The following is a 23,191-nucleotide window of genomic DNA, read 5'->3' on the forward strand; positions in this document are numbered from 1 at the left end:
ACAAGTCTTGTGTAGATAATCTTTTACTCTGGCAATAGCCTTGGAAAGCTACGATTTCTCGTAGGTAAATTCCAACTGTATCAAAGCTTGGCTAGACATCTTGTGGGGCGGGAAGCTAATTTATTGACACTCTCCGGGCTGAAGCCACGGAGATTCTTGGTTCAGCGAGTCCACTTAAATTAGACCCCTTGCGGTATCTAACCCAGAGGTGGTTCTCTCCCCAAGCGTTAACTTTCCGAGTGCCCCTCGGTAGTCGGATTAGTCCAAAAATTTGCTTGATTTAAATTCTGATTGTCTAGTCTCCATGAAGATTTTACCTATTCCTGGAAAGGAGCTAGAACTGTGGAATAGAACCCCATATCTTCAGTTGCCAAGGTGCAGATTGCCGTTAGGCAGTTGGGTTTTTATACAGGTTAATTACCGTTCCTGTTGAGTTCAATTGTACTATATATTGGCTCAGGCGTAAACGCCTTTTTTAGCCTTCATTCCTTGCCTGAAGTACGAAAAACGCAACTGTGTTGCTATTTCTCAAGGGTTTTCGGTATTTCCCTTGTAACAAAGATATTGACAGTAGATTATAAATCAAACAATCAACCATTTCAGAGAGTGTAGGGAACCCACGTTTTGAAACTTGGGATTTAAGCAAGGAGCGGAGGCGGAGACATTCCGTCTCTGCGCTTTGTATTTCGCGCTATGCGTCTCGAAATAAATATTTTTTTAAGTGGGCTTTAGACCACAACTAAAGTTTTCTATTCCTTCTTCTCTATTTTTTTGTAAGTTAATTTCTACTACGTTCATAGAAAAGATTTCAAAAATTCTGATGGGGGCTATATGGGGGCTATGTGTACCCCAAAAATAGATTAGGACTTCGATGAGAATTTGACACCTATATGGGGGCTTTATAGGGGCTTTATAGGGTACATTTAGTTATCTGATATTTTGTACCCCACTTAGCCCCCAAGGGGTATGATAAGCTCTTGAGGTTAGAGAGGGAAGGGGCAGAGTTCTGGAGAAAGACTCATAGCAAGTTATTCTTCTCTCCCCTGCTTTCCTGCTCCCCTAGATAATCTGAAAAGATAACTTTCACAAATCAAAACGTATTGACTTGATCCCTATGTCAAATATTCACGCCTTGCAAAAAATTTTTCCTGCTGGCTTTGATAACGGTTATGGAAGCCTAAAACTTTTAGTCGATGGTTTTGAAGTAGTTCGTGTTCCCAGCTATATTTCCACAGCCGACATGGAAGATGTACCCGGACGGGTAGTTTTTAACGGTAGTGCTTACACAGTCGGAGAATCAGCTTTCCGTACAGGTTATCATTTTGACCGAAACACCGATAACAATGAAAACAAAGTCAATAATGCGTTGTTGACTTTATTGGGTGCATTGGCACATCTGCCACACCGTAAGGCTTGGCACTTAAAATTAGTTGTCAGCTTACATGATGTTGGTCTGGCGAACGAATTGCAAAAAGTACTCAGTGGAGAATATCAGCCAATACTTGCTGGCAAACAATCAGATGTGAAAGTAGAAGTGCTGAAAGTTGTGCTAGAGGGGATGGGTGCATTATTTGGGCATCAACTACCGAAAAAATTAACTATTTTAGATTTTGGCAATGGCACGACTCTGTATTCTCGTTACAACCAGGGGAAACGAGAAGTTCACACCGCCTACCCCATTGGTGTAGAAGTTCTCATTGATGATATTTCCCAAAAAATGAAACATCTAAATGGGGGAAAAATTGGGGATGCATCCAAGATTCGATTTTGTCTGGAAATGGGACATACCAAGTACAGCCGTGACATCGATATCAAAGATATATACAGCACTTGTTTGAAAGATTGGTATGAAAAATACTTAAAAAAAGTGGTGAATCTGACACTTGATGCCAAGCACCAAGGGGATGAAATCTGGGCGATAGGTGGAGGCTGCCTGTTACCAGGATTTAAAAAGTTGTTAGAAAAGAATGGCTTCAAAATCCTGGACAATCCAGTGGAAGCTAATGTCTTTGGGCTTCTAGAAATGGCAAAAACCATTACGAGCAAGAATTAACCAAACACATCTGGAAAGTGAAGTTATAACAATGACAGATAAACAAGACTTAGCTCCGGTAAAAATTCGGCTCAAAGAAAACTACCGAGAACGCATATTTGCAGAATCCCAACAACTAGGTAAAAGTTATCTGGAGACGCTTTATTTTATTATTGATTGCTATTTTGTTTTCATAAAGGCTGGATTAGCCACACAACAAGTAGCTTTCACGCCGCTTACTACTAACGAAAACAGACTCCAGCAGCCAATTCCCCAGCCATCTACAGACCAAAAACTAGAAGATCCTGATGGCGAAACATTCATTCTCGATTTTGAATTATAACCGTCAGATGAAGTTGGCAACGGTAATTCCCAACTCGTGGGGTAATTATGTCAAAAAAGTTTTAAATTTAGCTCTTGTGTAAGTCTTTCAGTATTTATGTACTATATAAGATGAGTTGATGTAAGCGATTTTACCAAACAGTAGATTTTTATTCTGGATTTTTATAAAAAAATAACGCCAGTACTAACAAGTAACCCTGTATGTACTAGCATTATTTAGTTAATTGGGTCTAGAACGGAGGTTCTTGATCTAGGTCTTCATCTGTCGAAGTAACGTTATTTTCGAGTAGTTCTTTGGCAAAATCGGGAGTTTCAGGCGAGTGAGGGGTTTTACTAACGTGGGTGAGTTCGTTGATGGGTTGTGCTGACATAAAGTTTCTGATTACGAATGTGGCAATCTTTTCTTTGTAATCACCCCTGTTATCAACTAGCAAATCGAGATATCCTTCTGCTGTACCATGTACGCCTTCCCCTTGTTCGTTAATAACGACGGCGGGTGCGCCTTTGGAACGGAATGGCATCTCATCAGCAACTACTCCCTCCTTGGAACGGTAGTAGAATTCGGCGATCCCAAAGGCAATCAAGGAACCTTCTTTGTCGTGGGTAGTGTTCACTGACTTAAGATTGATAGTTGCAGTATTATGAATCATGTTCGTTTTATTTGTAGATTGATTAGATGGTTTATCGCCTACGATTTATAGTGCATAGGCGATTTGTAATTTCCTAGAAATTTGCGTTAGCTACAGTCTGTATTTCGTTTGGTGCAGAAGTGGATGTAGATTCTTCCTTACGGGGTGAACCTAACAATTCAATAGCGTTGATTGTAATTACGGGTTTTTGCCGCATAGTGCCAGAATTTTTATCTGCCCAACGATCAAATCCAAACTCGCCAGTAATTGCAATTTGGGTTCCTTTACGAACGTAATTTCCAATTACTTCTGCTTGATTTCCCCAAGCGACTAAATCAAACCAAAGGGCTTGTTCACTTCTGTAGGGTGGTCTGACTGCAATAGAGATTGAAGCCTTAACTGCGCCAGACTCGAAATATTTGAGTTCTGGTTCTTGTCCGCATCTGCCAACCAGCATGACTTTGTTGATATAGTTCATAACGCGAGGATTTATATATTTCTCTTATTGCTGCGTCAGCATTAGTTCTTTCAGGATTTATTATTTTGACGAGTTTTTTTATTTAAACCACATTCTTTTTTATTCATACTCATGAGTTATTTTTTGTCCTTGTTTCTCGTAAAGTTGTGGTTTTTACTAGGGAACGACAAGTTACTCTGTGCTATGGTGGTATCGCAATTAGCGTGGTATGCATCTAAAAATTATAAGTAATGACTTATGCTTGAATATCTTCTCCTGAAGCGAGTAAGTATTTGTAAGCTGATGCTTTTGGCTTTGATGTGGATACAGTCGGATGAGGATAGCCAAAACCAGCTGACTTCTGACTACTCATCTTCTTTGCGGGTAGAAAATCTTACCTGGTTAGGAGAAACATCTGTTGGAGAAGATGTAGAGCATTTTTGTGATGTTTCAAATACAACTAGGATAGGCGTTTGGGGAGAAATTCTAGAACTAAAGTTAGTAGATTTAATTGCTGATTTACCGACTTGTTTGCACGATGCGTCATGGTTTGCCCTACTGGCAACTACCATGATGCTAGTGGATAAGGAATTAGACCGAGTATGCGTGCATCCACAAGATGAGTATTTTGCCCGGACTATCGCGCTTGAAAGTTTAGCAGATTTGGGTGATTCTTACTTAGCCAAAGGTCATCCTTATTTAGATTTTCCTCTATCGTTAGAAGATGCTAAATCATTACTACCAGTTAATAGAAAGCAAGAGCTAGAAATCGAGTTAGATAAATTTATTATTGATACTTATGAAGACGATTTTGATGATCAATCTCCAGAGATTAGTGAGTTTTCACCCATCTATTTACAAGAGATTTTAAAAGAGTTTATTACTGAATCTGATTGGCAGGGTGATATCAATCAAGAGGCTGTTACCCAACTGCAACAGAAGTACGGTTCGCAGTATTCAGAAGGTGCGTTTTCTGCTGAAACTGAGGGGCACGAACGTTGGGGAAAAACGCTTGTTTTTCTCAAACAGTTTATAGGTCTAGATTCTAGTTTTATCGAAAGCCAAAGCGATTTATTCCTTGATGATGAATCTCAGATGTCTGATTTACCTGATTACTTCTGTATCGAGTCTCATTTAGAACGTTGGCAAGACCGAACAGTTGTCCTATCCCGGTTGGTTCAAACTTTGGTTTATTTTCTGCTGGTAGGACAAAATTATCATCCCAGTCATTTGGAAGATTTGATGGCTATTCCAGCTTCTTCGCGGGCGATATCCAGCTTACAAGCTTGTTTGGGTGTAGCTGCTTACAGAAGTGGTTATTACATGGCTGCTTCAAATATTCCTGAATCAGAAGTTGGGTGCAACTGGCTTTTAGAAAAAGCTTTCCCTAGTCTGCGTGATTTTTATCAAACAGGTCGGTTGAGTGGGAAGCAATAATTAATATTTTATTGTTAGTTTACAAATATAAATTTATATTTATGAAAAACTACTTATTTATAGGATTGTTACTCTTCCTGATTGGATGTTCATCTCCAGAAAAAGAAGATAAAGTCTCGGCTATAGAATCGAATTCTTCACCTACGCCATCATTATCCCCAGCTAATGTTAATAATGCTACGCCATCGCTAAATCCAGAAGCGTTGCCTGATTTATCAAATAAAGAGAAGCTTGGAGAAGTTAGTGCAGAGAACGACTTAATTGACTTGTTTTATTTTGATGGTAATGGTGTGAAAGTGAGTTTGACTATAGCAGCTGATAAAGGTTGTTTTGTCTACGTGCGGCGCAGTACTCCAGACCGAATTGGCGAGGTTGAAATTGAGTCATTACGGCGCGAGAAACTGGGTCTGTGGCGTTCGTATAATACTCAGCGACTTCTAACTCAACCTGCTGGCAATAAACTAAAGGTTTATTCATCAAGTGAGGAACTTTCTTCTACTTATGAAAATCCTGCTGTATCACAAGAAATACTTGTGGCAGTGAAGGAATTGAAAGAGCGTGAAAAATCGTTTAAATTACTTTTACGTCAGGACTTGAGGGCGAGTGATTCCGCAAGACTAATTTACCTCAATCAGTGTCAGAAATTAGGTAATTTTTACTATAAAGAAGAATTACCTCCTCTCACAGAAAAGGAGAGGAAGGACTTTGGGAAGAGTGTTGAAAAAAGTACTAACAATTAGTTATGAGAAAAATGGGTTTAAAACCCCGTACTTCCAGCACAGCTTTGATTTACTAGAGTTAACTTCTCCACTAAATGTGTTAAAATACTGGAATGCTAACCATGAATTACCGCTACCGAATCTATCCAAACATCACTCAAGAACAGTTACTTTTTGAGTGGATGGATGTTTGTCGTGTTGCCTATAACTACGGACTGCGAGAAATTAAGGATTGGTGCAATAGCCGTAAATGCATGGTTGACAGATGCTCGATTAGTCATGAATATATCATGGCTGCTGATAGCCCTTTCCCTAGCGAAGTAAAGCAACTTAATGCACTGCCAAACGCTAAAAAGGTATTTCCCCGTTTGAGTGAAGTACCAAGTCAAGTGTTGCAGCAAGCAATCAAGCAGTTACACAGAGCATGGGAAGGATTTCAGAAGATTGGTCATGGATTTCCAAGATTTAAAAAGTTTGGGCAATTCAAATCTTTGTTGTTCCCCCAGTTTAAACAGAATCCTGTACAAGGGACACATATTGCATTGCCTAAACTGGGGTTGATTCCAATTAATTTGCATCGCCCAATCCCAAGTGGATTTGTGGTTAAGCAAGTTCGGATAATCAACAAAGCGGATATTTGGTACGCTTCTGTTAATATCCAGTGTGATGTTAGTGTCCCCAATCCCATGCCATACGGTCATCCTATTGGGGTAGACGTTGGACTTGAAAAGTTTTTGGCAACTAGTGACGGAGTTCTCGTGAAGTCGCCCAAGTTCCTGAAAGTGATGCAAAGCAAGCTGAAATTGCTGCAACGCAGACTTTCTCGAAAAAAGAATAGCTCTAAAAATTACGAGAAACAGCGTATTAAGGTTGCCGGACTTCACCACACGATTGACAATATCCGCAAGGACTTTCATTTCAAGCAAGCTCATGCTCTTTGTGATGCTGGTGATATGGTCTTCATGGAAGATTTGGATTACCGGACTCTTGCAAAGGGGATGCTTGGTAAACAGATGCTTGATGCGGGTTTTGGACAATTCCGAACCATCACCAAGTATGTTTGCTGGAAGCGTGGTAAATTCTTCGGTGAGGTTAGCGCAAGGGGGACTTCGCAGGAGTGTCCTGAGTGCGGTGCAGAAGTTAAAAAAGACTTGAGTGTTAGAGTGCATCATTGTCTTAGTTGTAACTATACAACCGATAGAGATGTTGCTAGTGGTCAAGTAATCAGAAATAGAGGAATAGAACTAATTAGTACCGATGGGCAGTCGGGAATCCAAAACGCCTATGCAGACGGTTTGCCGGGGACTGAGATATTTCAGTCTAGGTCAAAGTCGAAAACCCGCAAGGGAGTAACTAGGAAATCTAAGAAGTGATTCTTAGATGCTCCGTACCTTCAGGTCGGAGTCATGTCACGAGAACAGTGACAATTGCTCCATCTGAATATTATTTTCAGTTGAAGTTGCTTTAACAGGGTGTTTGTTCTTATTTGACGACGACTTTTTATCCCATCCTTCTTTCGCCGCGTGTTTGACTACACGGGAGCGGATATCAGTAGCCAGGGTTTCATAATCAGAGCGGATTTTGTCATACGAAACCGGAGTTGTACCAATCTTCTCCCAGAGGTTTTCGTAGTTGAAATTCTTGAAAGGTCTGTGGCTGACGAGGGCATCATAACTTGCCCAGAGGTAAACATCTGTCCATTCAGATGATAGGGGCACTTCAAAAGCAATTGGCATCATCAGTGCAACAACTTCGCTGCTAGAGGCAAGTTTACCTACTTCTCCTTTGTCTATCTCTTGTAAAGCTGCATCTAATCTATCAACTGCGATCGCACGCCATACCCAGGACGGAATTGACTGTTGCCAGCCGTTCTGCTGAGTTACAACTGGCCCGGCGATGTATTGAACAATTTCACGGCTTGCTCCTGCTAGATCGAGTAGACTCGCTGTTACAGTTTTGTTAATTCCTTGGCTGGTTAGTAGCTGAAGTATCTTTCTAGTGCTAGGAGTAAGAATTTCGCTAGCTTTTTGGCTTTTGCTGTTACGGATGGTTTCTTCGACATCGAATAAGCTTTGCTGCTGGTTCATATTCCTTATGTGTAAATAAATACTGCCAGCTAGAAATACTTCTAACTGGCAGTGCTTTTTGATAATGGATGGGTTTTGCTATGGCAGAAGTAGGTTATCCCAAACGCTTCTAGGAGTAACGTGATGCAGCAATTGCTTCCTTGCTTGGGTGAATTTAGCTAGCAATTGAGTGCTTTTTAATTTCTGCCACCAGTTGTGTTGCAGGTAGGTAAGCAGCCATAATTGTGTCTCGTGATTCCAGCTTGAGATGGAGTTACTCAAACTGAGTGCGTTGAGAATATCGTCAGGAGGCACTTCCAGTTGAGTTATGATTTCTTTTGAGATGGAAGCTAACATTGTGATGTTGGCGATCGCTTGACCAGGACTGCCTGAACTCATAGCTAGTATTTTTTCTGTTACCTCGATTTGTCGGTCTTTCAGAACAGAAATAACCTCCTCATCAGTTAACCTTTGGAAAGGTATGATTTGACACCTACTCTTGATAGTGGGTAATAGCTTTTGAGGATAGGACGAGATCAGGATAAATGTTCCAGTTTTCGGTTCTTCCAGCGTCTTGAGAAGTTTGTTGGCGGCGGTAGGGTTGAGCATATCTGCTTCGTGGATAATCACCACCTTTTGCTTGGCCTTGACTGCACTAGTTGAAAGAAATTCAATTACCTCGCGCACCTGTTCTACTCGAATAGCAGGTATACCTTTCTGCTGGGAGGTGTTTTCGGGATGGGTTGGTTTGATTTGTAAGATGTCTAGATGGTTATTTTCTCCTGCGTTCGCGGAGCGACTCCCTCTTGGGAGTATCGCATTTGCGATCGCCAGAGCGGTTTTTCCTTTCCCTACTCCCTCAACTTGACTGCTAAATAGGTATGCAGGAGCAATTTTATTCTTTTCGATTGCTTCAGTCAGGAGAAGTTTGGCGGTATGCTGTCCGGTGATTTCTGTAAATGGGTTGTTTTTCATATCGTAGAAATTTCAGCAATTCGACTGGTTAGGTTGTCAACTCCGCTTTTGAGTTCGGCTTCGAGTTGTACAAGTAAAGTAAGGCTGTGTTTAAGCTTTTGAACGCCTACAAACTTGACTTCATCTTTGAGGTAATACAACCTTTTGGGGTTTTTCAGTTCGGCTATTTCTGCAATCTTCGTATCAGATAATTTAGTTTCTACCCCAGATTTGGTTATTAACCAAGTGCGGAAAATAGAGGTAAGTGTTGCTACTATTTTGAGCGGGTGTTCATTATTATCTAGTAGTTTAGATACCTGCACTATTGCTAAACTTGGATGGTTTCTTAACATAGCAATAGTAAGCTTTATGTAGTCAGTATTATGATTCCCAACGAGCTGTTTTACTTCCTCAACAGAGATTATTTTTCCACTTGCATAAACAGCAAGTTTAGCGAATTCGCTATCGGCTCGTGCAGTGTTATTGCCAATTGCTTCAGCTAGGTAATCAGTGACATCTGGAGTGAGTTTAACTTGATGGATGGCTGCATAATTTCCTATCAAGTTAACTATCCCCTTTTTATCCCAACTTGGGACGAGGGGAAACTCTTCTTGTTGGGCATATTTTAGGATAGTTTTTACTACTGTTCTGCGCGAATCTGGCTTTTTATTACCAGTAATTAATAGAAGGTTGCTGGAAGGTATTCGGGAAAGGTAATTTTCAAGTTGTTGGTTATTATCTTCATTTGATAAACTTCCAATTAGAGAGTCGCTGTCTGTATGAATAATTTTATTACCTTCTCCAAAGGGCAAAGTCATAACCTCGGTAAAGACTTTGGCAGCAATATTTTTCTCATTCCCAGATAGCTTAACGTAGTTGAAAGCTCTCCATTCCGCATGAACATTTTGATTCACTAAATAATCAATTTTTTGATTTAGTGAATAGCTATCTTCGCCGTAGTACAGATATACAGTCATGATAGATTAGATAAACATTTATTTATCAGGCGTTAGTCGTAAGCGGTGGTTTAAAAAAAGAAGAGTTAGTGTTAACTCTTTCTATATCCTTAGTGTTTGTTATATAGCGATCAGCAAATACTTACACTTAATTTTGTATTGGCTGTACTGACTTATGATTTGAGACTTTCTCAACAGTATTTTCTACTGGTTGAATACCCAAATATTTCCGCCAATAATCCAATTGTTGGAGATACTCTACGACTCCACTAGAACCAGTTACCTCATATAGCGCAATAGCTGTTTCCCACTCCTTTAAGCTAGCTTTTTTCTTAGAAAGAATTTTGACTATAGCTCCTGGAAGTTTAGTCTCTTTACCAGTATCTAAATTTAGGTGTGATACCCTTTCTAGTAATAGTTCTTGTTCCGATAAAGGAACACCACCATCTTCGATGTTTATAGTATGAAGTTGGGCACTAATTCCTGATAGAGGAAGAGTATGCTGAATTAATTTTTTAACTTTCTTGGTTTTAGTATTCCTCCTTTTTGGTTTAACGATAACTGGGTTGTTTGGGTCTGCAACTTCGTAACACTGGGGAAGTTCTAGAGAGAGTTGACCTGTTAAGTGCCATGATGCAGTTCGTTTTTCTGGCGGGGTGATGCGGTAAAAGAACTCTGCTGTTTTTCTCGCATCGCCAAATTTCCTTAGTTTGACCCGCATCTTGTAGCTGATAATTCCTTGAATGTAGGTTTTTGGGTCTAATATTATTCGGTTTGTATTTTCCCACCACTCAATTTCAACAACGCGATCGCCATCTAATTCATAGATATTTCTAACTCTGGCATTAGGATGAGATGCAAGGAATGAGTTCACCCAAGCCCTTTGTTTTTTATTAAGCCTGGGCTTGCGATATGAGGATTTATTTTTCATTAATTACCTTCCCACATTTAAGAATAATATCTCTACCAATCCATCAATTAAATAAACTAATCAGTTAATCAGTGGATTTTTGGCTGATACAGGGGTTGCTAATCTGTTTTTTTATGGCATATTTTCGGTTTATGTGAAAGCATTAAAATCACTTTTTGTAAAGACTGATTTACTTGTAAATATTTTTTGTGATTTATAAACTGTTGAGAGTTAGAGAATTGAAAAAATACTTGATATTTATTATTTTCAGTACTTAGGTTAAATATCAAGTTTGTTCATTTAGTAGAAAAGAGATAGCTGACGTTTATTACCTTCTAGTATTTCAGGAGCGGCTATTTTGAGGATTTCTTCTCGTCTTTTTTCTATAATGTCAAGATAGTATTGACGTGAATAGCTCTCATTTGTGCTGGTATTAGTAATACCTCTGATTCCGTAATAGTAAATTACTACATCACCAGGCTTTCCTAATTTAAGAAGTTCTTTTTCCCCAACACGAATTTTGCGAATAATGCAGAGTTTTTCTATCGGGTATTTTCCTGATAAAATCTGTGATTTTACTTCTCTGAAATATTCCTCTGCTGTGGATTGGTTTTGGATTAGGTAGGTTAAATATTCAACAGGAAATTCTTTCTCTAGCCTTGAGCGAGAACGGTTTCTCCAACTACCTTTGCGGATAATCCAGTTATCTTTCAGCCATAACAGATAGTTCTTAGTTCCCCTTTGCGGAATAAACATTGCATTGGCAATAAACTCTAATTTGACGGTTATTCCTTTGGGTAATTGAGACTGAAGTGTGGCATACACTTTTTCTGGGTTGGGGTGAGTAAAAAACACGCCGTCAGTATCAACTTCTACAGGGGTTGCGCCAGCATTATTGATTACCTCAATCATGAATTGTAGGATGCGCCGACCGTAAGCTGTTACTAAAGCGGCTGCTTCCATATCGTTGAAGGCGAGTTCTGATGTTCCGAAGAACCCAAACTGAGAATTAGCTAAAACTTTGGTGGATTCTCTTTTTTCCTTGGCAACAATGTCTCCGGTGCTGGCAACTTGTTCCAACCTTGATTTCTCATTTACCAAATATTGCAAGATGCTCAAGCCGATTCGCTTTGTATCTTTACGAGAGACAATTCCTTTCGACAATATGGTTTTGGGGTACATAGAACTGATATCGATGTATCCAACCTTTTTATATAGTCCTGGAATAGAGTAGGCTATCCCCCCTTGGAATTTATACTTACGGTCGGGTTTGGGTTTGTATCCTGGGTAATGATGCGAGAATATTTGCTTCCATTTGGTGCCGTTACCAGCGAGGGCTAATTGCTGGAGGTTCATTCCCGGTACAACCAGTGCTTCATAGTGGTATGAGGGTACAAGTCTGTTAGCTATGAGTTGCGTATCTTCCAAGTCGTAAATAAGGTAATCCTTGATTTTCTGCCATCCCCTACTACCAGAACCGGCTTTCCAGCAGGCGAGAATTTCTTCATAGGGGAGAACCAGTCGCGCTTGCTTACGCAATCCCATTTCTAGTACCACCTGTTTAAGCGATCGCCCGTTAGTAAGTTCCTTGGCGACAAAATCCCACCTGAGAACGCAGATAAAGATATCTACGTGCAGGCAGTTGCGGATGAATACCTCTCGAATTTCCAGTGGTTCGCCGCGTACTTGGGCAGTTCGGATAGTGCGCTTCTTAGATGCAATTCCAAATGGATGAGAAATGCCATGTAACTCGCAGCGGGTGATGAGAAACGGTAGGTCAAATTCTGTTCCATTGTAGGTGTAAATTACTTCTGGTTTGCTTGCTTCTAGGTGTTTGAAAAACTCCAGGAGGATTTTGCTTTCAGCTTGATACATAAAGATGGCAATCTCCCCTATCTCCCTCATACAGCCAATTGCATAGATACGATTTTCTCTTGGGTTTATCCCTGCCGTCTCAATATCGACTACCAGAGTTTTGAGCGTTCTGTAGGTCGGAATACTTACTGTGGGATGCCACTCAGGTATTGGGGTAGTATCTGACCAGAATATGTCGAGTTTTTCCTCATCAATGATAATCTTATTACCAGATTTTGTAATAAAATCTCGGTGGTTATAATTCATAATATCCAAAATTAATTACTCTTTTTTGGCATGAATCCTTGTGGTTTAGTTGGTGGTTTTTTTGACGATAAAAATACCTCAAAAATTATGTCTAGATTATTAGGAAGTGCGAATATTGAAAGCGGCTGCGTATGTGGTTCTTTTTCTTCTAATAGTGCGGTCATAATTCTGTACCAGGGTACTGCTGCTAATATTGATGTTGTTGCTGTAAGCAGCCATACTGGAAATTCGCGTACTTTTAATTGGTTGTAAGTGTTTTTAAGCTTTGAATTGTATTCCAGCCATGCAAATGCTACTAATTCTTTGAGAAGGTCTTGCCTACCATTGCTGTATATATATTTGCACGCTTCATCTACACATCGTTCATGAGTTTGTTTGTAAGCAATTGTTATTTCTAGCATTTGGATTTTTTCTGCTTCTGGTACTTTCCATTCGTTAATTGAGTCATTGCTGTATAAATTTTTGGCACAGCTAGAGGCAACCGCTAAAATACAGTCAAGGTTTTTTCTAAGTCTGTCAATCTCTAGCAGGCAGTCGTTAAAATGTGCTATTCCATTACTGCATTGAACTGAACTTCCTTTGATCTGTTCTGATAGCTGTCTGGTGGCGAATAGTCCATCGATAGTAAGTGTGCCATTAATGGCTATATCTAAAATTTCGAGAAAACGTTTTTTAAATAATGCGAGGGTTTGTTTACGATCTAAGGTTTTAGGATGGGAATAGATAACCCCGCTAATTTCTGATTTATCGGGACATTCATTTCCTACGCCTGGAAAATGCCTCCAGTAAGGTGGCATTTTTTCACCTTTGGCAAGGCATAATTCGCCAAAACATTTGGAGCATCGCGGTAATTCGTCAATATACGTATCAAAATCTGCGATCGCTGCTGGTAATTCAAGTCCTGTACGAAGGCTAATTGCTGCAACTGGCATAATTTTAATCAGATACTTCCACAATGCCAGTTGTTAAATTTTGTTGTGGTATTGCTTGATATCTTAATTTTTTGCTTCCCAGTCAGGACAGTCTTTATTAATATTGAGGCTTACTGCACAAGGTAGATATTGCTGTAGATGCAAGTGTATTATATTTAATGTAATTTTTGAATAAGTCTGAAAAAATATTTCCCCAAAGTTTTTATTGGGGAAAGTAAGTGTTTTTACAAAGTGACGAACATTTGAATTAGGCAGTTTGTAATTGAGACTTCATCTGAAGCTCTTGCACCAGTTGTACCCATGCAGGTGCTTTCTTACCTTTAATGGGAGTAAGATTGTTCCAGTGCCTTTCGAGTTCAGATTGGGATAAATGTGGGAGTTGTTCCTTACCCCAATTGATAGCATCTTGGATTGTTTTCCAATTAGTCCAAGGTTGTTTTTCTTCTTTGATATTGCTTAACTCAATGAGTGTCGCTTCTAACCAAAGTTTAGCTGCCTCCGAGTCACGCATTAACTGTTGTCTTGACATTAACAGGGCAATACTTGCCTGAATCTGGGTTAGTTCCCACATCTGAGAAATAGTAACGAGTTCCTGCCAAGTGCCTTCCTCCAGTTGAGTAATTTGTCTATTATCAGGGGCAGTTTTAGCCACTAGCAGGTCTTTGAGAAACCCAGTTAAACTTGAGTATATGACGAATGGGTTTTTGCCATACTCGATTAAGTCTTGGAGGATTTGTAAGTTAGCTGTTACCTCCCCTTTAGCAAGGTTTTCGGTTAGGGTAAGTAGGTCGTGTTCGGGAACGACACCTGATAATTCCCAAACCCAGTTTGGTGTGATTTCATCTACTCCCAGGTTGCTCAATTGATCGAGCAATACAAGACAGTTGCGAATAAAACCTCCACAAGATTTGACGATCGCCCAAATACCAGGTGCGTTAATGTTGATGTTTTCGTTCTGGGCAACTTTTGATAAATACTGAACAAGTGTTTCTAGCCCTACTCTCCTAAAATCAAACTTTTGACAGCGCGAGATGATAGTTTCAGGAACCTTGTGTATTTCAGTTGTGCAGAAGATGAAAACTACATGACGGGGTGGATTTTCAATAGTCTTGAGAAGCGCCTGCCACGATTGACTGCTTAGGGCATGACATTCATCAATAATGAAAATTTTGTACCTTCCCTCAACTGGTGCAAACTGGGTAGTGGAAATTAACTCGCGGATTGTTTCTACCCCGCTATTGCTGGCAGCATCTAACTCAGTTACATCCAGGGAAGAAGAGGCTGTAATTCCCTTACATGAATTGCATTCTCCGCAGGGCTTGGTTGTCGGTTCCTGGGTTGACTGGCAGTTGAGGGATTTAGCCATGATGCGGGCGGTACTAGTCTTGCCTGTGCCTTTGGGGCCGTTAAATAGGTAGGCGGGTGCAATCTTCTGGAGTGCGATCGCCGTCCCTTGCGCGTCTCCTTTAGGAGAAGGCGGGCGTTTAGCGATCGCGGAGTGACTCCCTCCTGGGAGTATCGCATTTATGAGAGTGCGGACGATATGTTCCTGCCCGATAACTTCATTAAGGGTCTGGGGGCGGTATTTGAGATGTAGTGGTTGGTACATATTTTTGATGATAAACGGGTGTTTTACTTACTCCCTACCAGTGTGGTTGGTAGGAAGTTTGATTTTTTAGGCAGTCGCCGCTTCTTTTTTCGTTCGTGGCGATCGTGAGGTTGACTTACCTTTGGTAGTATCTTTCGCTACCACGGATGGCGTTTCTATTTGAGGAGTTTCACTATCATCTGTTGCCTGTGCCACATTTGTTACTTCTTCAGTGCCAGACTCAGTTTGAGTGCTAACTTCTGTTACTTCTTCAGTACCAGGCTCACTTTGAGTGCTGACTTTTGCCTTTGTACTTTGGCTATTTACCTTTTCAAACCCCTGCTTGATTTCTACAGGCATTACCAGATACAACTGATTGAGCAGTCCTCCCATCGGGCAGACAATGACTGGTTGCGTGGGTTTGTTGCACCGCACCACGATTTCATCGGTACTGATATGCTTTAATCCTTCGATAAGGTAGTCGATATTTAATCCAATACTGATGTTTTCTGAATTACTAGTTACCGATTTCATCAGTACCGAGTCAACTGCATCCCCAATATCAGTAGCTTCGGTGTATAGTGTTGCCTGTGTAGCTTCCAATTCCCAGAGGATTTTGACAACCTTTTGCTTGCGTTCGGCTAGATAACTTACCCGCTTGAGTGCGCTCTCAAATCCCTTGCGCTCTAATGTAAATTCATACTCAAACGACCGGGGAATCAAGCTATTGATTTTGGGATATTCTCCCTCCAGAAGCCGGGAAATGAGCTTTGTATTGGGAAGGCTAAACTCGATAGTTCTATCTGATAGAAGAATATTGCACACGCTCGTATCGGCGCTTTGAGAGAGAATTTTGTTTAACTCGCTAAGTGACTTACCTGGAACAGTGAAGTTGATTGGGTCAGAATATTCGCTATCGAGTGTTCCTGTTACTAGCGCTAATTTGTGACTATTTGTACTAGCAGCTTGCCACTTGTTGGTATCAATTTTGAAGTTGACACCAGTTAAAACCAACTTTGTCTCGTCGCTGCTGGCGCAATAGAGCGTCCCTTCAAGTGCAGCTTGGAGTTTCTTGGCACTTAAGTTTATCTCCGTCGGATTTTCTCCCTTGGGAAGTGTTGGGAACTCGTCAGATTTTCCGCCAATTAGTCGGCACTTACCGCTATTGTGAGTAATTATGCAGGCTTGATTTTCTACTTCTAGGGTAATTTCGCCTTTAACATTACTAACAGTATCAGTTAGTAGTTTGGCAGGAAGTGCTACCTGACCTGAAATTTCGACATTAGCGGTGGTTGTAGTATGAATTGTGAGGTTAAGGTTTGTACCTGTTGCTGATACTATCCCGTCTTCGTCTGCAATCAGTAAGATATTTCCTAAAATTGGGTCAGTGGGTTTAGGACTGATTGCGAGGTAAGCGGTTTCTAGAATTTCTGCGAGTTTAGATTGTTCAATTGTTAGTTTCATTTGTTACTTGGTTTTTAGTGGATGATTTCTTAACGGGCGCTATTTCTAGCACCCTTTTCGCTTAGATGAGGTAGTTTGTTTTAGTAAGGCAGTTGTTCCATCTCAGTACTGTATGCTGTATAATCATGACCTCCTGTACTAGGAGGAAGTGCTGCTATTGGCATATCGGCTGCACCTATGAGGCGGTTATGTTCTGCTACAACGGTTGATGTTTTACCGATGCGGTGAGAGAATTCGGGATTTGCCTGCATTGTTGTTTGGATATCGATTTCTTTGGCCTCTGAGAAGAATTCGAGAAAATCGCTGCCATCCGGGTTTGGTGATTTGTAGGAAGTGACAACTGCTACCCAGGATTTATCTCTTTGGTTAACTGCTTCTTTCGGTTCAAGGGATGGTGTGAAGGTGGGTTGAAATGCACCAAGGCGATGAAACTCTGCACGTTTTTCAGCGACAGTTGTATCAGTAAATCGGGCGAATGCAACCTCTAGTTCGCGTTGGAACTGTTTGTAAGCCTCGCCAAATTTTGATGATGCAACGCCTTTGATTGACAAGACAATTGGTACTGAGTGCAGATTGTTATTATTTTCATCGACAAGTTGCAACAAGTAGAATCGTCTCAATACTGCGGCATCTTTGCCGAGTGCTTGGTACATTTCGTACCCATCAGGTGATTCGTACACCCCCACAATTTTGCCATCATCGCGCTGTTCAATATATCTGGGAGAAACATCAAGAATGTGCATTCTGGGCGATTGCAACAACACTCCCATTTCTGGCGTACCACTGGAGAAGGTGTGCTTGTGTGTTGGTTCTTGTCCTTGCCAGTTAATTGCTGCTAAATACTTATCTTTTATAAACAACCCAACTTTTTCTGCTTCCATGTGGTTGATGACTTGGCAGATGCAAATATTGCTAATCGGCGCATTGTACTCAGGATTGGCAAATTTAGAAATAGCTGATTTACGCTTTTGTATGTTTGCCCCATTCTGAACGGTTTGTTGAGGGGGTTCTGACTCGGACGCTGCGCTTTCTTCAATAGCAGAATTAGTAGGCTTTGTTTGATTTCTTGCCATAATTTTAATTAATTGAAATCAATCTTTAATGCGTCAAGCAAAAAGCCGTTGTAAAAAATAAAAGTCGTCTGTTATAAATGACGACTTGAAAGATTTATTAATTTTTCGCTATTTGGATATAGTTTTCATCATTTAAACTTTAGAATCTTTAATCGAGAAAACCTCGCAATCGCTTGTGGAGCTAAACCCTCTTACAGTGCTGTTTGCAATGCACTCTCTCTTTAATTCGGTAAAGTTGTTCATGTAAGTGTCTTCCTGAATAATTCCAGTTTTGCTGTTTAAAAGTGTCTGATATATTTGCTGAAGATTGATGATGATTTGTCTAAGAACAGATGTATTTTCAGTTGTGAAAGTTAGTGACACAGATGTTGTGCTTGAATTGTGAATTGCAACTGTTTGTTCTTCAGGAGCGCCATAAGTTGTTATGTGACTATCTTTACCAGGAATAAATCTGTAGGAAGCAATAGTTTCAATTGCCATATTTATCTCCTTGTTCGTTGGGGTTTAATTTCAAGCATTTTATTAGCAAGTTTGGTGACATTACTGACTTTCCAACCAGCAAGCTTGCACTTAGTAACTGCTAGTTCTAATTCTTGCTGTGTAAGGATTTTGTATTTCGCATACTTTCCCCATTTAGGGAAGATGTACGTGACATACCTAGTTTCATCAATTTGGCAGTACGCCATGCGCTTGTAGTACACTATGGTTTAATTATTTTGACGATTCTAGTAGCTACATTTGTAGGGTTATTTGAACTCAAAAAGGCATCTTTATCTACCAATTCGACATAGCTTTTGTTGCTCTGTAGCCACTCTTTGAAGCTTTCATACTTCCGGTTGAAGAAAACCGATTCAGGGACGATTGAAACTAATACACCACCTGATATAATTAACTTCCAAGCTTGATAGATATGCTCGACAAGTTCGCAAAATGGAGGATTCATGATACAGGCATTGTATAAATGACTGGGGTTAAACTCCAGAAAGTTTTTCCCTACGAGATTAAATCCTTTGAGTTCTAAAATTTGTCGTAGGTTGTAATTCACCTCAACTACCTCTAGTTGAACATTAGGGTAGGTATTAGTGATATACTCAGCAATATTTCCGCTACCAGCGCTAGGCTCTAAAATTCGCCAATTCGCTTCAATATCTGCCAGTTGAGCAAGTCGTTGACAAACTGGTTTGGGAGTAGGAAAGAAATGCTGAAGGGGGGACAAAATAAGCTACAAGACAGACTCTATAAGCCTCATAGCTTTTAGACCTTGTTGATAATACTTAGATTTATTGCGATTTACTCTCATTAATTCCATGACCAAATCCATACAAATATCCTTAAAATTGACCCAAGTTTGACCATATAAGCCGATATAAAAACTACTATGTCTCCGTTCTTTTCGACCATATTCTTTGAGCCGAGCAATATATTTCTGTATTCCTTTACGTTTGATTTGTTGACCCTGAATTGTTGCAGAGGAGTAAGCAATGGCTATCAACAAAACTAGAGAAATAAAGCGTTCACCAGTTACATTAGTATCCTCCAAATTATAGCCTCCCTTCTTGAAATCTCTAAACATTTCTTCAATATCAAATCTCTGTTTATAGGCAGAAATAGCCAATTCTAACGCCTCAAAATTCGTTAAGATAAACCATCCTTCTTTCGGTGCTACTCCGTTGATTTTACGTTTCCATTTACAAGCAACGTTAAAGCTCATAAAACCGCGAGTCTTTGTTACCTTTACACCTTGAATAAAAAATGATACTCCTGGTTCTAATCCCAGACTGTTTAATTCCTGAAAAATATCTTTTTCAAATTCTACAAATTCGTTCTTTTTTAATCGCAAGCAAAAGTATAGACCCAAGGATTGAAGGTACTTAGCGAGTTTTACGGAACAAAATTCTCTATCACCTAATACACATATTTTATATTTTTGAAAAAGTGGCATTACTTGAGACAATAGTTTTTGTTGCTCATCTATGTTACTACTACCTAATTTTGGTAATAATTTAAAATAGATTGGGAATGCTCTTTTATCCCAAATGACACTCACCATAAATAGATTGATTCGACTCCAATTAGTTCTATCAATTGCTACATAAATTATTTTTTCGTTAGTGAAGTATATTGATAACCATTCCGCAATGATAGGAAACCAAATTTTTTCAATTGTGAGATTTGGTAATGAGAGAAATCTTTGTATTCTTCTCCTTCTACTCTCAAATTTAATTGGTAACGGTATTCCATTTGCTAACCTTTCTAAATTCACGGTTTTAATTGACTGTAGGATGTTCACCAAAATTTGGATAAACAGGTATTCTGGTAGACTCAATTGACTTTTTAAGTGCTTTTGATAGAATAAAGGTATCATTCTCATTAGATAGGTCTTATTGACAATGCTTGACCTATCTTTTTTTACCATAAATCGTTACATTCTTTGCACGGTCTTGTTTTCAGCTTGGTTTGTCGCCCCTTCAGAAAGAAATCTCCAGATTTCATGCCAATGATTTCTAACTCAAGCTTATTAAGTTGCTGCTTGGTAGTATCAATTGCTTCAGGTTTTACTACCTGTTGAATTTCTGTTATTGCTGATATGATTTCGCCTGATGTATGTAACCCCGCGCGACTGAGAGATTTTACCCAGTCTTGGTAATATTCGCCTTCTAGTATTTCTTGGACTTTCTGGCTAATTTCTCCACTTTGAGAAATCCTAAATAGCACTTCCACCTGTGATTTACGAGATATACCGCGTAGTATTGGTGGGATATTTCCTACTTCCCACATTTGTGCGATCGCAAATAACCAAGACTGAATAATCTCAAGTTCAATTCCTTCTTGGATTATCCCTTGAGCTATGGTTTTACGGCGCTTTGTTGCCCTTTGATTTCCAATAGCAGGATTTTTATTTTGGTCAATATTTGACTGCATTGAGGCAGCTAGCTTGCGGAGAGTTTCTGCTTTTTCTAAGTTAGGAATATTGAAAATATCTAGTGATGAGTTATCCTCGTTGTAGGACAGATTCAGTAGAGATAGTTGCATTGCTAGATTCCTTTAAATCTTTAACGGCGCATTTAAGAATTAGGGAGGTTGGTACATTCCAAGTTTTTACCTCCCATTCAGTAGCTAATCGTTCGGAGTGACGGATCACTGCACTACTACATTTGTTTTTTCTGACAACCCAATCTCTAAACTTTTCGGCTTGTTCTTTGGTATTGAACCCGAAATAGCTGGTTTTTCGGTTTCCCAAGGGATCAGTAATAGTTGCTACCCGACGTGAGAGGATATTGAGCGTCCAACCACCGTTAGAAGTGAGTTCGATTTTGGTGATATTTAATTCTGTTGGATTCATAATTCCACTTCAGGAATTGCTGCTAAATATTCCGTAGTTGATATTTCTCTTGCCAGCCATTTGTCATGTGCTTCTTGAGGAGTTATTTGATTGGCTAAATCTTTATTTTCATTGTTGTCTCCTATAAAAGGAGCGAGTGTTTCTTCTAGCCGTTCTTTGAAAGCCAAATGTTTATTTTCAGAGTAAGTAAATTGATAAATGCTATCAGTATTTATGAACAAGTAAACTAGGCTAATTTGTTCTAATGGCATTCCAGTCCGTTCGTGAAGGAGAAATAATCTCAATTGGGTTTGCCACTTGCTCTCAAGAATTTCAAATTTAGGAGGTTTTTGAATTGTCCAGTCAAACCCAACTACTTGATTTTCACCATAGATAATAAGATCACACTCGCTATAGAGAAGGATATCGTGATATAAATATTGAAGTTGGGCGTTCCATTGTTTGTTTCCAAGGATGTTTATAAAAGGTTTTACCTTATCAACCCAGTTATTAATTTGGGGGTATTCCTTTAAGAAAGGTTCGACTGCTAGCCCTAACCCAATTTGTTGCATGACGAGATGAAATTGACCTCCAGCAACTTCGGATTCACTTTTTACAGTGAGATTAGAATAATTTATCGTTGATAAACATTCTGGATGATGTTCGGCTAACTCAAGTGTTTTGTGATTGAATCGATTCATAAAAATCTATCCCAAATTTGATTTTTGGGATAAATATGCGTGAGCTATTTGTGGTGATTTGTCTACGGTATATAGTATTTTTTCAGATTGTCGATACTTGCGTATAAACTTCGGGTTGACATTGTTTTGAGGTCAAAATAACTGGCGAACTTTTTTAACCCTCCCGTAAGGGTTAATTCTAGTAAGTACTGAGCTGCGATCGCACTCGTCATTTTATTGACAAATAGCGATTGATAATTTCGTGCTTGAATTTCTGCACATGAGAGGTTATTGTCTATGAGTTCTTCCAGTTGAGGAACTAACAATTCCGGGTGAACCAGCGCCGGGGAGGGAAGATGCAACCAGAATTGAGGTTTGTCTGGGTTATTGGCAGCTTGAACTATATCAAAATTAGAGTGCGTTCCAACTACTACTTGGCCGGAGTAGTTGCTGTTTCCACAATCCAGCCAAAATAGTGATGCTGGCTCATTTGCACTATTCAGTTTGAGAACTGAGTGAATTTTGCTCCTGGCGGCGCTGTTATCTACACAACCAATAATTACTGTTAGGGTGTTCCATGAATTGGTGGTGCGAATCATGTCTTCTTCAAACCAGTCGCAAATGCCTGTAATCTCAATTCCATACTTGGCGCTGCATCTTGCAGCCAGTGTTTGTACCTTTGGTAGCCCAATTTCAGCTTGTTGATAATTTTGGCGGGTGATATTCTTAAGCTCGACAGTATCGCCATCGACGATCGCAAAGTTAATTTCTTTTCTAGTGTGCTGGAGTTGCAGAATAATTCGACATAAATCTTCTGCAAGAAACCCGCCTGTTCCTCCTACTCCTACTAAAACAAAGTTGATACGAGTATGATTGCGAGGTAAGACGGGTAAAGCTTGTTGGTAAGCAGTTAATTCGAGCATTTTACCTGTGGCGGAAGTTCAAATATTTGATTGGGGTTGATGTCGAAAAAGTGATTGTATATCCCGATGCGGGTGTATATTGTGGGAATGGTATTCAGTGTGCCGATGATAGCGAACACTCGAAATTTGCCTTTTTCTTCCTGATTGTCCGCACTTGAAGGGTAAGCAGCTAGAGTTCCATGACTATGTATTTCCACTAATCCATCTGTATAGCTTTTATCGAGTGCGCTTTCTAAAGATAGGACGTGAGTAGAAGACGCAGTTTGCAGTGGCGTGTGACACCACCATTGGTAGTTTGTCACTCCCAAGTAGAATAGGATTTCCTGTTGGGGGTTGATACTGGCAGCATTGATAATATCAGCAATTACAAGGCTTGGGACTTTTGGGACTTTCAGGCGAAAGTAGGGTTCAATGGGTTGGAGTCCAGCAACTTGAGTTTGAGTCACTTGCAAGCAAACCTCTAACTCGCGGCGGTGCGATCGCAAGAAAAGCCCATTTGCTGCAAGCCAGTATTCCTGAAGTTTTTGGCTGTAGGGAGGAAAATTATTACTTGTAGCGAAGTGATAACCGATAAAGGGATTCATGG

The 23,191-nt window shown here is 39.9% G+C and carries 24 protein-coding genes; 5 read left to right on the top strand and 19 right to left on the bottom strand.

What is annotated here, in order from left to right:
• Window positions 1-1,114: 1,114 nt before the first annotated feature.
• Together ACWATR_RS31060 and ACWATR_RS31065 are read left to right on the top strand one after the other, a co-directional pair.
• Window positions 1,115-2,053, top strand: coding sequence for a ParM/StbA family protein (locus tag ACWATR_RS31060; RefSeq protein WP_460341348.1), 939 nt, complete (start codon window positions 1,115-1,117; stop codon window positions 2,051-2,053).
• Between the two features lie 31 nt (window positions 2,054-2,084).
• On the top strand, window positions 2,085-2,375 hold the full coding sequence (locus ACWATR_RS31065) for a hypothetical protein (RefSeq protein WP_069072285.1): 291 nt from the start codon (window positions 2,085-2,087) through the stop codon (window positions 2,373-2,375).
• A gap of 229 nt (window positions 2,376-2,604) precedes the next feature.
• Here ACWATR_RS31065 and ACWATR_RS31070 read toward each other — a convergent pair whose 3' ends face one another.
• Complete coding sequence (locus ACWATR_RS31070; protein WP_460341352.1) at window positions 2,605-3,024, bottom strand: hypothetical protein; 420 nt, start codon at window positions 3,022-3,024, stop codon at window positions 2,605-2,607.
• A 73-nt stretch (window positions 3,025-3,097) separates the two neighbouring features.
• Complete coding sequence (gene ssb / locus ACWATR_RS31075; protein WP_460341355.1) at window positions 3,098-3,481, bottom strand: single-stranded DNA-binding protein; 384 nt, start codon at window positions 3,479-3,481, stop codon at window positions 3,098-3,100.
• A 237-nt stretch (window positions 3,482-3,718) separates the two neighbouring features.
• Between ssb and ACWATR_RS31080 the strand changes: the two genes are divergently transcribed.
• From ACWATR_RS31080 to ACWATR_RS31090, 3 genes are all read left to right on the top strand, one after another.
• On the top strand, window positions 3,719-4,897 hold the full coding sequence (locus ACWATR_RS31080) for a hypothetical protein (RefSeq protein ID WP_460341358.1): 1,179 nt from the start codon (window positions 3,719-3,721) through the stop codon (window positions 4,895-4,897).
• Window positions 4,898-4,938: 41 nt separating this feature from the next.
• On the top strand, window positions 4,939-5,637 hold the full coding sequence (locus ACWATR_RS31085; RefSeq protein WP_460341361.1) for a hypothetical protein: 699 nt from the start codon (window positions 4,939-4,941) through the stop codon (window positions 5,635-5,637).
• A gap of 101 nt (window positions 5,638-5,738) precedes the next feature.
• Window positions 5,739-6,989 (top strand): RNA-guided endonuclease InsQ/TnpB family protein, encoded by a 1,251-nt coding sequence (locus tag ACWATR_RS31090; protein ID WP_460341364.1) that lies wholly within the window; start codon window positions 5,739-5,741, stop codon window positions 6,987-6,989.
• Between the two features lie 36 nt (window positions 6,990-7,025).
• On the opposite strand, the gene ACWATR_RS31095 is transcribed toward ACWATR_RS31090, so the two are convergent.
• The 17 genes from ACWATR_RS31095 to ACWATR_RS31175 all read right to left on the bottom strand — a co-directional run bounded on the left by ACWATR_RS31095 (window position 7,026) and on the right by ACWATR_RS31175 (window position 23,189).
• Entirely contained in the window at window positions 7,026-7,703 is a 678-nt protein-coding gene (locus tag ACWATR_RS31095) for a hypothetical protein (protein WP_460341366.1), read from the bottom strand.
• Window positions 7,704-7,781: 78 nt separating this feature from the next.
• Window positions 7,782-8,657, bottom strand: coding sequence for an AAA family ATPase (locus ACWATR_RS31100; RefSeq protein WP_460341369.1), 876 nt, complete (start codon window positions 8,655-8,657; stop codon window positions 7,782-7,784).
• Window positions 8,654-9,613, bottom strand: coding sequence for a DNA polymerase III subunit delta (holA, locus tag ACWATR_RS31105; RefSeq protein WP_460341372.1), 960 nt, complete (start codon window positions 9,611-9,613; stop codon window positions 8,654-8,656). The genes ACWATR_RS31100 and holA overlap by 4 nt, the downstream gene beginning before the upstream one ends.
• A gap of 127 nt (window positions 9,614-9,740) precedes the next feature.
• Complete coding sequence (locus ACWATR_RS31110) at window positions 9,741-10,523, bottom strand: hypothetical protein (RefSeq protein ID WP_229474195.1); 783 nt, start codon at window positions 10,521-10,523, stop codon at window positions 9,741-9,743.
• Window positions 10,524-10,802: 279 nt separating this feature from the next.
• On the bottom strand, window positions 10,803-12,623 hold the full coding sequence (locus ACWATR_RS31115) for a 3'-5' exonuclease (RefSeq protein ID WP_460341376.1): 1,821 nt from the start codon (window positions 12,621-12,623) through the stop codon (window positions 10,803-10,805).
• 11 nt (window positions 12,624-12,634) lie between these two features.
• The gene (locus ACWATR_RS31120) at window positions 12,635-13,555 is read right to left on the bottom strand and encodes a hypothetical protein (RefSeq protein ID WP_460341379.1); all 921 of its coding nucleotides are present in this window, start codon (window positions 13,553-13,555) and stop codon (window positions 12,635-12,637) included.
• Window positions 13,556-13,802: 247 nt separating this feature from the next.
• Complete coding sequence (gene dnaX / locus ACWATR_RS31125) at window positions 13,803-15,164, bottom strand: DNA polymerase III subunit gamma/tau (RefSeq protein ID WP_460341383.1); 1,362 nt, start codon at window positions 15,162-15,164, stop codon at window positions 13,803-13,805.
• Between the two features lie 66 nt (window positions 15,165-15,230).
• Window positions 15,231-16,607, bottom strand: coding sequence for a DNA polymerase III subunit beta (dnaN, locus tag ACWATR_RS31130; protein ID WP_460341386.1), 1,377 nt, complete (start codon window positions 16,605-16,607; stop codon window positions 15,231-15,233).
• Between the two features lie 80 nt (window positions 16,608-16,687).
• Complete coding sequence (locus ACWATR_RS31135) at window positions 16,688-17,680, bottom strand: DUF5895 domain-containing protein (RefSeq protein ID WP_460341389.1); 993 nt, start codon at window positions 17,678-17,680, stop codon at window positions 16,688-16,690.
• Window positions 17,681-17,812: 132 nt separating this feature from the next.
• Window positions 17,813-18,160, bottom strand: a complete 348-nt coding sequence (locus tag ACWATR_RS31140) for a hypothetical protein (RefSeq protein WP_460341392.1) — start codon at window positions 18,158-18,160, stop codon at window positions 17,813-17,815.
• 220 nt (window positions 18,161-18,380) lie between these two features.
• Entirely contained in the window at window positions 18,381-18,896 is a 516-nt protein-coding gene (locus ACWATR_RS31145; protein ID WP_460341395.1) for a DNA methyltransferase family protein, read from the bottom strand.
• A 6-nt stretch (window positions 18,897-18,902) separates the two neighbouring features.
• Entirely contained in the window at window positions 18,903-20,045 is a 1,143-nt protein-coding gene (locus tag ACWATR_RS31150; RefSeq protein WP_460341456.1) for an IS4 family transposase, read from the bottom strand.
• Between the two features lie 44 nt (window positions 20,046-20,089).
• Window positions 20,090-20,713, bottom strand: coding sequence for a hypothetical protein (locus ACWATR_RS31155; protein WP_460341397.1), 624 nt, complete (start codon window positions 20,711-20,713; stop codon window positions 20,090-20,092).
• Window positions 20,673-21,023 carry a hypothetical protein gene (locus tag ACWATR_RS31160; protein ID WP_460341400.1) on the bottom strand — a complete coding sequence of 117 codons (351 nt, stop codon included), beginning with the start codon at window positions 21,021-21,023 and terminating at the stop codon, window positions 20,673-20,675. Before ACWATR_RS31160 ends, ACWATR_RS31155 begins: the two co-directional genes overlap by 41 nt.
• Complete coding sequence (locus ACWATR_RS31165) at window positions 21,020-21,703, bottom strand: hypothetical protein (RefSeq protein ID WP_460341403.1); 684 nt, start codon at window positions 21,701-21,703, stop codon at window positions 21,020-21,022. The genes ACWATR_RS31160 and ACWATR_RS31165 overlap by 4 nt, the downstream gene beginning before the upstream one ends.
• A gap of 62 nt (window positions 21,704-21,765) precedes the next feature.
• The gene (locus ACWATR_RS31170; protein WP_460341406.1) at window positions 21,766-22,605 is read right to left on the bottom strand and encodes a ThiF family adenylyltransferase; all 840 of its coding nucleotides are present in this window, start codon (window positions 22,603-22,605) and stop codon (window positions 21,766-21,768) included.
• Window positions 22,593-23,189 (bottom strand): Mov34/MPN/PAD-1 family protein, encoded by a 597-nt coding sequence (locus ACWATR_RS31175; RefSeq protein ID WP_460341409.1) that lies wholly within the window; start codon window positions 23,187-23,189, stop codon window positions 22,593-22,595. The genes ACWATR_RS31170 and ACWATR_RS31175 overlap by 13 nt, the downstream gene beginning before the upstream one ends.
• Window positions 23,190-23,191 lie beyond the last annotated feature (2 nt).

Source organism: Nostoc sp. UIC 10890, from assembly GCF_054786515.1.

What these genes read in the sequence shown, in the direction of transcription:
- ACWATR_RS31100 (WP_460341369.1), bottom strand. Translation starts at nt 8,657, where the DNA reads ATGAAAAACAACCCATTTACAGAAATCACCGGACAGCATACCGCCAAA.
- ACWATR_RS31110 (WP_229474195.1), bottom strand. Translation starts at nt 10,523, where the DNA reads ATGAAAAATAAATCCTCATATCGCAAGCCCAGGCTTAATAAAAAACAA.
- ACWATR_RS31170 (WP_460341406.1), bottom strand. Translation starts at nt 22,605, where the DNA reads ATGCTCGAATTAACTGCTTACCAACAAGCTTTACCCGTCTTACCTCGC.
- ACWATR_RS31065 (WP_069072285.1), top strand. Translation starts at nt 2,085, where the DNA reads ATGACAGATAAACAAGACTTAGCTCCGGTAAAAATTCGGCTCAAAGAA.
- ACWATR_RS31120 (WP_460341379.1), bottom strand. Translation starts at nt 13,555, where the DNA reads ATGCCAGTTGCAGCAATTAGCCTTCGTACAGGACTTGAATTACCAGCA.
- ACWATR_RS31060 (WP_460341348.1), top strand. Translation starts at nt 1,115, where the DNA reads ATGTCAAATATTCACGCCTTGCAAAAAATTTTTCCTGCTGGCTTTGAT.
- ACWATR_RS31150 (WP_460341456.1), bottom strand. Translation starts at nt 20,045, where the DNA reads ATGATACCTTTATTCTATCAAAAGCACTTAAAAAGTCAATTGAGTCTA.
- ACWATR_RS31165 (WP_460341403.1), bottom strand. Translation starts at nt 21,703, where the DNA reads ATGAATCGATTCAATCACAAAACACTTGAGTTAGCCGAACATCATCCA.
- ssb (WP_460341355.1), bottom strand. Translation starts at nt 3,481, where the DNA reads ATGAACTATATCAACAAAGTCATGCTGGTTGGCAGATGCGGACAAGAA.
- ACWATR_RS31155 (WP_460341397.1), bottom strand. Translation starts at nt 20,713, where the DNA reads ATGCAACTATCTCTACTGAATCTGTCCTACAACGAGGATAACTCATCA.
- ACWATR_RS31135 (WP_460341389.1), bottom strand. Translation starts at nt 17,680, where the DNA reads ATGGCAAGAAATCAAACAAAGCCTACTAATTCTGCTATTGAAGAAAGC.
- ACWATR_RS31115 (WP_460341376.1), bottom strand. Translation starts at nt 12,623, where the DNA reads ATGAATTATAACCACCGAGATTTTATTACAAAATCTGGTAATAAGATT.
- ACWATR_RS31070 (WP_460341352.1), bottom strand. Translation starts at nt 3,024, where the DNA reads ATGATTCATAATACTGCAACTATCAATCTTAAGTCAGTGAACACTACC.
- ACWATR_RS31090 (WP_460341364.1), top strand. Translation starts at nt 5,739, where the DNA reads ATGAATTACCGCTACCGAATCTATCCAAACATCACTCAAGAACAGTTA.
- ACWATR_RS31140 (WP_460341392.1), bottom strand. Translation starts at nt 18,160, where the DNA reads ATGGCAATTGAAACTATTGCTTCCTACAGATTTATTCCTGGTAAAGAT.
- ACWATR_RS31175 (WP_460341409.1), bottom strand. Translation starts at nt 23,189, where the DNA reads ATGAATCCCTTTATCGGTTATCACTTCGCTACAAGTAATAATTTTCCT.
- ACWATR_RS31085 (WP_460341361.1), top strand. Translation starts at nt 4,939, where the DNA reads ATGAAAAACTACTTATTTATAGGATTGTTACTCTTCCTGATTGGATGT.
- ACWATR_RS31160 (WP_460341400.1), bottom strand. Translation starts at nt 21,023, where the DNA reads ATGAATCCAACAGAATTAAATATCACCAAAATCGAACTCACTTCTAAC.
- dnaN (WP_460341386.1), bottom strand. Translation starts at nt 16,607, where the DNA reads ATGAAACTAACAATTGAACAATCTAAACTCGCAGAAATTCTAGAAACC.
- dnaX (WP_460341383.1), bottom strand. Translation starts at nt 15,164, where the DNA reads ATGTACCAACCACTACATCTCAAATACCGCCCCCAGACCCTTAATGAA.
- holA (WP_460341372.1), bottom strand. Translation starts at nt 9,613, where the DNA reads ATGACTGTATATCTGTACTACGGCGAAGATAGCTATTCACTAAATCAA.
- ACWATR_RS31095 (WP_460341366.1), bottom strand. Translation starts at nt 7,703, where the DNA reads ATGAACCAGCAGCAAAGCTTATTCGATGTCGAAGAAACCATCCGTAAC.
- ACWATR_RS31080 (WP_460341358.1), top strand. Translation starts at nt 3,719, where the DNA reads ATGCTTGAATATCTTCTCCTGAAGCGAGTAAGTATTTGTAAGCTGATG.